A 9,469-nucleotide genomic window follows, 5' to 3' on the forward strand; every position below is an offset into this window, starting at 1 on the left:
CCTGTCCAGCGCCGCGCCAATGTGCGCAACTTCCGCTCCGACGCGGCGACCCGCGTGGAAGCCCCGGCGCCGCGCCCGGTGCAGGGCGCGCGCGTCCAGCGCGAGGCGCAGACCTCGCTGATCGGCTCCGGCACGTTCGAGATGCCGTCGCTGCATTTCCTGTCCGAGCCGAAGAACGTGGCGAAAGACCCGAGCCTGTCGAAGGATGCGCTGGAGCAGAACGCAAGGCTGCTCGAAGGCGTGCTCGAGGATTTCGGCGTCAAGGGCGAGATCATCCATGTCCGCCCCGGTCCGGTCGTCACGCTTTACGAACTCGAACCCGCCCCCGGCATCAAGTCCTCGCGCGTCATCGGCCTTTCCGACGACATCGCCCGCTCGATGAGCGCGATCGCCTGCCGCGTCGCGGTCGTGCCCGGCCGCAACGCCATCGGCATCGAGTTGCCTAACGCCAAACGCGAGACGGTCTATCTGCGTGAGATCATGGCGAGCCGCGACTTCGAGACGACGAAGGCGAAGCTTGCGCTGGCGCTCGGCAAGACCATCAATGGCGAGGCGGTTATCGTCGACATCGCCAAGATGCCGCACGTGCTGGTCGCCGGCACCACCGGGTCGGGCAAGTCGGTGGCCATCAACACCATGATCCTGTCGCTGCTCTACCGGCTGACGCCGCAGGAATGCCGGCTGATCATGATCGATCCCAAGATGCTCGAGCTCTCGGTCTATGACGGTATCCCGCATCTGCTCACACCCGTCGTCACCGATCCGAAGAAGGCGGTGGTGGCGCTGAAATGGACCGTGCGCGAGATGGAGGACCGCTACCGCAAGATGTCCAAGGTCGGCGTGCGCAATATCGACGGTTTCAACGCACGCGTCAGCCAGGCCGAGAAGAAGGGCGAAAAAATCTCGCGCACGGTGCAGACCGGCTTCGACCGCCAGACCGGCGAGGCGATCTACGAGACCGAGGATCTCGACCTCGAGCCGATGCCCTATATCGTCGTCATCATCGACGAGATGGCCGACCTGATGATGGTGGCCGGCAAGGACATCGAAGGCGCGGTGCAGCGCCTGGCGCAGATGGCGCGTGCCGCCGGCATCCATGTCATCATGGCGACGCAGCGCCCGTCGGTCGACGTCATCACTGGCACGATCAAAGCCAACTTCCCGACCCGCATCTCCTTCCAGGTGACGTCGAAGATCGACAGCCGCACCATCCTTGGCGAGCAGGGCGCCGAGCAGCTGCTCGGCATGGGCGACATGCTCTACATGGCCGGCGGCGGCCGCATCCAGCGCGTCCACGGCCCCTTCGTCTCGGACGACGAGGTCGAGCGGATCGTCGGGCATCTCAAGCTGCAGGGCGTGCCCGAATATCTCGACGCCATCACCGAGGACGATGAGGAAGACGACGAGGACGGCTCCTCGAGCAGAAGCTCCGGCGGCGGTGGCGGCGGCAATTTCGAGGATTCCGACGATCCCTACGACCAGGCCGTGGCGGTGGTGCTGCGCGACGGCAAGGCCTCGACCAGCTATATCCAGCGCCGGCTCGGCATCGGCTACAACCGCGCCGCCTCGATCATCGAGAAGATGGAAAAGGAAGGCATCGTCGGCCCGGCCAACCACGCCGGCAAGCGCGAGATCCTTGTTCCCACCGAGGACGACAAATTCTAGCCGACGACGCCCGCAGGGGACCGGCCGGCAACTTTGAACCTTCTGGCGCGTTCATGCGACCAAGCGCCGTGTGACCCGCCAAACTTAGGCCCAACTGGGGGTCCAGAGACAGCGACCAAGACAAAATCACAGGAAGTGACCGGCATGAAGACCCAGACAGATTTCGCTCCGACCCGCCGGCAGGTGCTCGGCCTTGGCCTTGTGCTCGCGGGCGCCGCCGCCATCAATGTCGTGCCTGGCTTCCAACTCCCGGCCCAGGCGCAGGCCGCGGTTCCGCCGGCGGCGCAAAAGATCGCCGACCACTTCTCCTCGGTCAAATCGATGAGCGGCGAGTTCGTGCAGTTCGGCCCGAAGGGCGAGCAGACCGGCGGCAAGTTCTTCCTCGAGCGTCCCGGCAAGATCCGCTTCAACTATGACGGGTCGTCGAATTTCCGGGTGATCTCCGACGGCAAATCGGTGGTGATCCTCAACAAGAAGCTCAACACCTCCGACCTCTATCCGCTGTCGAAGACGCCGCTGAAGCTGTTGCTCGACGACAGGATCGACCTCTCCGGCGGGCGCGTGAAGGCCGTCAAGGAAGAGGACGACCTCACCACCATCCAGCTTTCCGACAAGTCGGTGTTCGGCAATGCCCGGATCACCATGATGTTCGATCCGAAGAGCTACGAGCTGCGCCAGTGGACGATCACCGACGCGCAGGGCAAGGACACGACGGTGATGATCTTCAACGTCAAGGAAGGTGTGAGCATCCCGCCGGACACCTTCGCCATCGACTATACGGCGAACAGAGAGCTGAATACGAAGACGCGGTAGATGCAGGTGTTGTGAAGGTTTCCCGGCGTCGGCGCTGCTCCTCACCCTTACCTCTCCCCGTGAAGAACGGGGAGAGGGGCGCGCCAGCGTTGGAGTTTATTCCTTCTCCCCATCCTTCACGAGGAGAAGGTGCCGGTCCACCCTCCGCAGCTGCAGCGCAGCTGCTGCGGAGGACGGGCAGGCGGATGAGGGGTGGCGCTGACCTCCGCCAGCGCTAACCGACGAGCGCAGGTCGGCTTGTCTTTCCGGCGCGCGGCTGGCAGTAGTTCGGCGACCTAGGCCGCCTTGGACCCGCCGCATGCCCTTTACAATCGCCACCTGGAACATCAACTCTGTGCGCTTGCGCATGCCGATCGTCGAGCGGCTCTTGAAAGAGCATGTGCCGGATGTGCTTTGCCTGCAGGAAACCAAGGTTCCGGACGAGCTTTTTCCCGAGAAGGCCTTCCGCAAGGCGGGCTACGAGCACATCCTTTTCCACGGCCAGAAGGGCTATCACGGCGTGGCGACCGTGGCGCGCCGGCCGATCGAGCTGGTCGAGAAGCGGCGTTTCTGCGAGATCGACGACAGCCGGCATCTGTCCGTCAAAGTGCAGGCCGGCGGCAGGTCGATCCTGCTGCACAATTTCTACGTTCCGGCCGGTGGCGACGAGCCCGATCCGGAGATCAACCGGAAATTCCGGCATAAGCTCGACTTCGTCCACGAGATGAACGGCGTGCCGGCGGGCCAGGACGATCAATCCGCCTCGATCCTGGTCGGCGACCTCAACATCGCGCCGCAGGAGCATGACGTCTGGTCGCACAAGCAATTGCTCAACGTCGTCAGCCACACGCCGGTCGAGACAGAAAACTTCGAGGCGATGCGGCAGGCAGGCGGTTGGGTCGACCTGATGCGGCTCAACGTGCCTGCCAAGCAGAAGCTCTACACCTGGTGGAGCTATCGCGCGAAGAACTGGGAGGCCTCGGATCGCGGGCGCCGGCTCGACCATGTCTGGTCATCGGCCAATCTGGTGCCGAGTTTTGCCGGCTACGAGATCCTGAAAATGGCGCGCGGCTGGGAGAAGCCGTCTGACCATGTGCCGGTTATCGCGCGGTTCGATCTGGAGTAGGTGGGCTGATATTCAGGTGATGCCGGCCTGCAAATGGCGGCTTCCTGCGCTTCCGGCCTTCGCCTGCCGAAGCACTCATGAGTGGCGTGGCAGTTAAATTAAGGCTACTGCCGGCGTAGGCCGGTGCTCACGTACTTTAAGTACGCTCCGCTCCGGTTCTCGGACCACCATTTCCGGCTCGGCCTGACCTGAATCTCAGCCCACCTAGGGGCTGGCTCCTCACTCCGTAAAACGCGGCGCCAGCGCCTCGATACGGGCGATCATCTGCTGGAACTCCTCCAGGATGCGCTCGTGCAGCTGCAGCGCCAGCTCCGGATATTCCTCCAGGATGCGGCGGAACATCTTGCGGCTCAAGCGGATCACTTCCGAATCGACCGCGGCCGAGGCGCTGGTCAGCCGATTGGTGTCGGCGATCAGCGCCAGTTCGCTGAGCATGGCGCCGGGGCCTGCCGTGCCGATCGGGACGCGTTCGCCGCCCTGCTCGCGATAGAGCGCGATCAAGCCGCTGACCACGATATAGGCCGAGTCGGCCACGTCATCCTCGCGGTAGAGCTTGTGGTCGGCCTGCAGAAAAGTGGTCTCGGCGCCGAAGGCGAGCAGGCGCAACTGTTCCTGCGTGAAGCCCTGAAAAAGCTTCACGGCGGACAGGATGCGGATGTCGTCATCCAGCGCCATGCTAGCTGTGTCCCCGAGCGGTCAGTCCAGTCCCTCCTTTGGAGCGGCGCGCCTCCCAGGCGTGCAAAGGAACGCTCCAACACTTGCAGCCTGCGCACCGTGCGATCCCAAAAATCGGTTCCGATTCCTGGGCCGATGCGTCCAGCGAGCCGATCCATCACCCTCCAGCACCAGGATCGTACCCTAAAGCGGTCCCGCCCGACCGCTCATTTGATCATGAAATGTTTAAGGAACCAGCTTGTAGCCGCCGCTTTCTGTCACAAGAATTTCGGCATTGGAAGGATCACGCTCAATCTTCTGGCGTAGCCGGTAGACATGGGTTTCCAGCGTGTGCGTGGTGACGCCGGAATTGTAGCCCCATACCTCCTCCAGGAGCACGTCGCGCGTCACCACCTTCTGGTCGGCGCGATAGAGATATTTGATGATCGAGGCTTCCTTTTCGGTCAGCCGCACCTTGGCGCCGCGCGGATCGATCAGAAGCTTCTGGCTGGGCTTGAACGTGTAGGGGCCGACCGAGAAGGTGGCGTCCTCGCTCTGCTCGTGCTGGCGCAGCTGCGCACGGATGCGCGCCAGGAGCACGGCGAAGCGGAAGGGCTTGGTCACATAGTCGTTGGCGCCGGCCTCGAGCCCCAGAATCGTGTCGGAATCGGTGTCGTGGCCGGTCAGCATGATGATCGGCGCCTTATAGCCGCCCTTGCGCAGGATCTTCACCGCCTCGCGGCCGTCCATGTCGGGCAGGCCGACGTCCATGATGAGTAGATCGACAAGACCGCCGCGCGCCGCGGCGACGCCTTTTGCGGCAGTGGCTTCCTGCTGGACGTCGAATTCCTCGTAAAGCGCCAGTTGCTCGACGAGGGTGGCTCGCAGGTCGTCGTCGTCATCCACGATCAGAATGGTGCGTGATGTCATGATCAATCCGTTGTTTTAAAAAGAATATTCAGTTGACCTCCCCCCATTTATGCGGAAGCTCACCGGCGCAACAGCCGATCACAGTGATTTGTTCCGTGACACAATCATACAAGAAAAAACGCGCGCGCAATGAGGCAGGCGCATTTTTGCCGAAAGGCCTGCGTGTCCTGGTTGTGCGCGCGAGGCCCGGCAACCCTGCGCAGGGGTTGCTGCAGGCCGGCAAAACGGTGTTTCCCTGCGCGCTCGGGCGCGGCGGCATCTCCGCCGGCAAGCGCGAGGGCGACGGCGCGACGCCGCTGGCCGCGATGCGGATATTGTCGGGCTATTTTCGCAACGACCAATTTCCCGGCGGGCGCCGGACAAGGCTGGCGATGGCGCGGATCGGGCCGGACCTCGGCTGGTGCGAGGTGCCGCACGACCGCAACTACAACCGTCCGGTCAAGATCCCTTACGGCGCCAGCCATGAACGGATGCGGCGCGCCGACCGGCTCTACGATGTATGCCTGGTGCTGGACTGGAACATCGCGCCGCGCCGGCGCGGGCGCGGCAGCGCGATCTTCTTCCATCTGGCGCGCCCGGGCTTCACGCCGACGCAAGGCTGCGTGGCGGTGACGGCGCGCACCATGACAAGGCTGCTGCCGCTGCTGTCGGATCGGACGGTGGTGAGGGTGGTGAGGTAGGGGGAATAGGGTTAGGCAGTAGGGATTAGGCAGTAGGAAGAGAGCAAATTGGCCTACTGCCTATTCCCTACTGCCTTTCTCTCACCGCCTCGGCTGCTCCCAGCCGGAACCCAGCAGCCCGATCATGCGGAGCTCGCGGTCCATCGCCTTGGTGACGTTCCGGCGCTCGGCGCCGATGTCGCGCAATTGGCTGTCGGAGAGATCCTCGACGGACTCGTGAGGAAGCCGGGCGGCGACCCGCGCCTGACGTAGCCAGTCGATCGCGGCGCGCAGCCAAAGGGCGACACCGGAGCGGGGTTTCAGGACGGTCTGGGACTTGAGAACGATCTCGGTCATGGCTTCATCCGTGTTCTCCGGACATCAAATCCGGTTTGATGGTGTTGCGATGAAACGATCATGCCGGATTGAAAAATAAACAGGAAACGAGTAGTTCTTGTTCGATCGTCAAGTTTTATTTGGAGATCGAATGTCCCGCCTGCTGCCCGGAACGCGTGCGTTGAGGACCTTCGAGGCGGCGGCCAGGCACCTCAATTTCACCCGCGCCGCCGATGAGCTCGGCCTGACGCCGGCGGCGGTCAGCCATCAGATCAAGGAAATCGAGGATCAGCTCGACCTGGTGCTGTTCACGCGCACCAGCCGCACCATCCGGCTGACCGAAGCGGGCAACGTGCTTCACGAGGCCTCGGTCGATGCGCTCGACCTGCTTGGCCGCGCCGTCAGCCGCGCGCGCAAGATGAGCAGAGGCACGGCGCTGCTCAAGATCACGCTTGACGCGCAGTTCGCGACCAAATGGCTGATGCGGCGCGTCGACGATTTCCGCAGGCAGCGGCCGGGAGTCGAGCTCCGCTTCGACATCGCCTCCAAGCTGCGCGACTTCGATCGCGATGATGTCGATGTCGGCATTCGATTCGGCGCCGGCAAATATCCGGGATTATGCGCGGACCGGCTGTTCGAGAACGTCATCATTCCTGTTTGCAGTCCGGCTCTGCTGCGGGCCGGACCGCCGCTGAAGGAGCCGCGCGACCTCTTCCATCACACGCTCGCCCACATCGAATGGTCCCGCCAGGGTATCACATGGCCGAACTGGCGCATGTGGATGGCGGCGGCCGGCGTCGATGATTTCGACGACAGCCGGACCATCGTGTTCGACACCTCGACGGATGTCGTCCAGGCGGCGCTCGACGGCGTTGCCGTCGCGCTCGCCGATTTCGCCATGGTCGCCAACGATCTGTCCGAGGGCAGGCTCATCCGACCGTTCGAGCTCGGCATCAAGGTCGCGCCGGAATTCGCCTACTTCCTGGTCTATCCCGAAGCGGTGAAGGACGACGGGCGCGTCATTGCCTTCCGTGAATGGCTTCTCGATGAGGTGGCGAAAGACGCGGACGCAGGGTGATGCCCGAATCCGCCGCGCGTATTCGGCTGCGGCGGAAAACTGTTCACACCTTTCCTGGCATCGCTCTAGCCAGCCGGTGCCGCAGGCGCGCCGAACCAGCCGATCACCACGCCGATGATGAGCAGAACGCCAAGCCAATGGCCGGCATCGATCAGCGTCAGGTCCCAGCCGAAGCCTTGGTAGCGGTGGTTGGCAGAAAGCGTGGTGGCGACGAAGCCCAACCAGAGCATGAAGCCGAAGATCACGCCTGCGAGCGGGTTTGGCTCGCCGCCGGTTATGGCGCCGACCACCAGCGTCATGACCAGCGCCATGATCACCTCGGCGACGAAACTGACGATAAACGGGGCGACGGATCGCTTCATGGTGGCAGGGTCGAGTTTTGCCGCCTTCAGCCAGGGCTTGCTCAAGCCCATGTACCAGACCGCGCCGAACAGCCACGCCACTACGGCGGCGACAATTACCGCCAGCCAATTCACCGTTGAGAAATCCATGAGTCCCCTCCCGAAAGATTAACGATGGAATCCCTGTTCGCCGGCTGCATCAAGCCGGCGCATTGGAAGCCCAGCGCCAGACGGTCGTGCGCTTGACCTCGGCATCCTCCAGCACGCGTGTCACCGGCACCTGATAGACGGCGAGCGATTGCAGCCCCTTCTTCGGCAGATAGGCACGGCCGGGATCGCCGACGAGGATGTCGGCGCCGCGCGCCTTCAGGCTGGTGAACCACGGCGCCAGCCTGTCCGCCAACGGCTTGTCGTAGAAGACGTCGCCGGCGAGCACGATGTCCCAGCCGTCATCCGTATCGATGCAGTCCGCATCCAGGAAATCGGCCTTCACGCCATTGGCTTCCAGGTTGAGCGTAATCACCGTTTGGCAAAAGGGGTCGATATCGGCGGCGATCACCTGCCTCGCGCCGGCCTTCAAGGCGGCGATCGCGACCATGCCGGAGCCGGAAGCGAAGTCGAGCACGCTTTTTCCCCGCACCGTCGCGGGATGGTCGAGCACATAGCGGGCGAGGCCTTGGCCGCCGGCCCAGGCGAAGGCCCAGAATGGCGGCGGCAGGCCGATCTCGGCCAGTTCCTCCTCGGTGCGCAGCCACAAATCATGCGCCTCGTCGGCCAGGTGCAGCAGCACTTCCGGCACATGCGGCGGCGCCATCAGCGCAGTATTGTCGAGGATGAATGTCTTCGCGCTTTTGGGCGTGAGCCTGGTCACGGCGCCGGGTTGAGATCGGCCATGCGGCAGACCTCTTTCCACTCTGCCGGCGTCACCGGCTGCACGGAAAGCCGGCCGAGCCGGACCAGCGCCATGTCGGCCAGCTTCGGATTGGCCTTGACCTCTTCCAGCGTCACCGGCTTCGGCACGTCCTTCCAGGCGCGGATGTCGACGCATTCCCAGCGCGGATCGTCGGTGGTGGTATCGGGGTGGGCAAGCGCGCAGACCTCGGCGATGCCGACGATGTCGAGGCCTTCGTTGGAGTGATAGAAGAAGCCGAGATCGCCGATTTTCATCGCCTTCATGTTGTTGCGCGCGGCGTAGTTGCGCACGCCGTCCCACTGCGTGCCGGCCTTGCCTTTCGCCTTCAGCGCCTCGAAGGAAAAGACCGAGGGTTCGGACTTGAACAGCCAGTAGTTCATCTCAGTTGTCCCATTGCCGTTGTCGATACGCCACTATCCAGCGTTCGCGCGCTTCCTACCCTTACCCCTTCCCCGTTCTCGCGGGGAGAGGGGAGCGCAGCCCAACACTCATGCGCTGGCGGGCTTCTGGAAGACCCAGTTCCATGCACGGATTTCGACGCTTTCGAACAGGCCGGCCTTGGCATAGGGGTCGGTGGCCGCCAGGGCTTGCGCGGCCGCCATATCCGCCGCTTCGATCATGACCAGGCTTCCGTCGGGCTTGCCGTCTCCGTCGAGGAAGGGGCCGGCAAAGGCGAGTTTCCCTTCGCTGATCAGGGCTTCCAGGAACGCCGCATGCGCCGGCCTTGTATCGGCGCGCAGTTGCAGGCTGCCCGGCTTGTCCTTGCAAATCAACGCAAACAGCATGTCTAAAACTCCGATGCTTCAGATGTCGGTTTCGGTTTTGAGCGGCCGCGTCATCAGCGCCGTCACGGCCTGGCCGATGGTCACCTTGCCGTCGAGGATGGCGGCCACTGCGGCAATGATCGGCGCCTCGATGCCGCGCTCGGCAGCGATGCGGGCGGCAATGCCGGCCGTCGGCACGCCTTCGGCGAGC

The 9,469-nt window shown here is 63.7% G+C and carries 12 protein-coding genes and 1 pseudogene; 5 read left to right on the forward strand and 8 right to left on the reverse strand.

The features are described 5' to 3' along the window. The 3 genes from DH10_RS03270 to DH10_RS03280 all read left to right on the forward strand — a co-directional run. On the forward strand, window positions 1-1,665 hold a 1,665-nt coding region (locus DH10_RS03270; protein ID WP_192384192.1), incomplete at its 5' end, for a DNA translocase FtsK. 144 nt (window positions 1,666-1,809) lie between these two features. Further along, a complete protein-coding gene (locus DH10_RS03275; protein ID WP_192384194.1) occupies window positions 1,810-2,478 on the forward strand; it encodes an outer membrane lipoprotein carrier protein LolA in 669 nt (222 codons plus the stop codon). A 298-nt stretch (window positions 2,479-2,776) separates the two neighbouring features. Then, window positions 2,777-3,583: an exodeoxyribonuclease III gene (locus tag DH10_RS03280; protein ID WP_192255946.1), complete on the forward strand. Its 807-nt coding sequence runs from the start codon at window positions 2,777-2,779 to the stop codon at window positions 3,581-3,583. Between the two features lie 219 nt (window positions 3,584-3,802). On the opposite strand, the gene DH10_RS03285 is transcribed toward DH10_RS03280, so the two are convergent. After that, window positions 3,803-4,258, reverse strand: coding sequence for a cyclic nucleotide-binding domain-containing protein (locus DH10_RS03285; protein WP_192255948.1), 456 nt, complete (start codon window positions 4,256-4,258; stop codon window positions 3,803-3,805). A 225-nt stretch (window positions 4,259-4,483) separates the two neighbouring features. Continuing rightward, complete coding sequence (locus DH10_RS03290; protein ID WP_095804844.1) at window positions 4,484-5,167, reverse strand: response regulator transcription factor; 684 nt, start codon at window positions 5,165-5,167, stop codon at window positions 4,484-4,486. Between the two features lie 146 nt (window positions 5,168-5,313). Between DH10_RS03290 and DH10_RS03295 the strand changes: the two genes are divergently transcribed. Continuing rightward, entirely contained in the window at window positions 5,314-5,847 is a 534-nt protein-coding gene (locus DH10_RS03295; protein ID WP_246506533.1) for a L,D-transpeptidase family protein, read from the forward strand. Between the two features lie 81 nt (window positions 5,848-5,928). Here the strand turns inward: DH10_RS03295 and DH10_RS03300 are convergent, their stop codons facing one another. Beyond that, window positions 5,929-6,183 (reverse strand): hypothetical protein, encoded by a 255-nt coding sequence (locus DH10_RS03300; RefSeq protein WP_192255952.1) that lies wholly within the window; start codon window positions 6,181-6,183, stop codon window positions 5,929-5,931. A gap of 130 nt (window positions 6,184-6,313) precedes the next feature. On the opposite strand from DH10_RS03300, the gene gcvA reads away from it, so the two are divergent. Beyond that, a complete protein-coding gene (gene gcvA / locus DH10_RS03305) occupies window positions 6,314-7,240 on the forward strand; it encodes a transcriptional regulator GcvA (protein WP_192255954.1) in 927 nt (308 codons plus the stop codon). A 65-nt stretch (window positions 7,241-7,305) separates the two neighbouring features. Here the strand turns inward: gcvA and DH10_RS03310 are convergent, their stop codons facing one another. The 5 genes and pseudogenes from DH10_RS03310 to DH10_RS36590 all read right to left on the reverse strand — a co-directional run. Then, window positions 7,306-7,731, reverse strand: a complete 426-nt coding sequence (locus tag DH10_RS03310) for a DUF1761 domain-containing protein (protein ID WP_192255956.1) — start codon at window positions 7,729-7,731, stop codon at window positions 7,306-7,308. A 49-nt stretch (window positions 7,732-7,780) separates the two neighbouring features. After that, a complete protein-coding gene (locus DH10_RS03315) occupies window positions 7,781-8,452 on the reverse strand; it encodes a class I SAM-dependent methyltransferase (RefSeq protein ID WP_192255958.1) in 672 nt (223 codons plus the stop codon). After that, a complete protein-coding gene (locus DH10_RS36585; RefSeq protein ID WP_192255967.1) occupies window positions 8,449-8,874 on the reverse strand; it encodes an EVE domain-containing protein in 426 nt (141 codons plus the stop codon). Before DH10_RS36585 ends, DH10_RS03315 begins: the two co-directional genes overlap by 4 nt. A gap of 108 nt (window positions 8,875-8,982) precedes the next feature. Continuing rightward, the gene (locus DH10_RS03325) at window positions 8,983-9,279 is read right to left on the reverse strand and encodes a YciI-like protein (protein WP_192255969.1); all 297 of its coding nucleotides are present in this window, start codon (window positions 9,277-9,279) and stop codon (window positions 8,983-8,985) included. An 18-nt stretch (window positions 9,280-9,297) separates the two neighbouring features. Continuing rightward, a pseudogene (locus DH10_RS36590) lies at window positions 9,298-9,469 on the reverse strand (NAD(P)H-dependent glycerol-3-phosphate dehydrogenase); the annotation flags it as partial.

Source organism: Mesorhizobium silamurunense, from assembly GCF_014843825.1.
GTDB classification, from domain to species: Bacteria; Pseudomonadota; Alphaproteobacteria; order Rhizobiales; family Rhizobiaceae; genus Mesorhizobium; species Mesorhizobium silamurunense.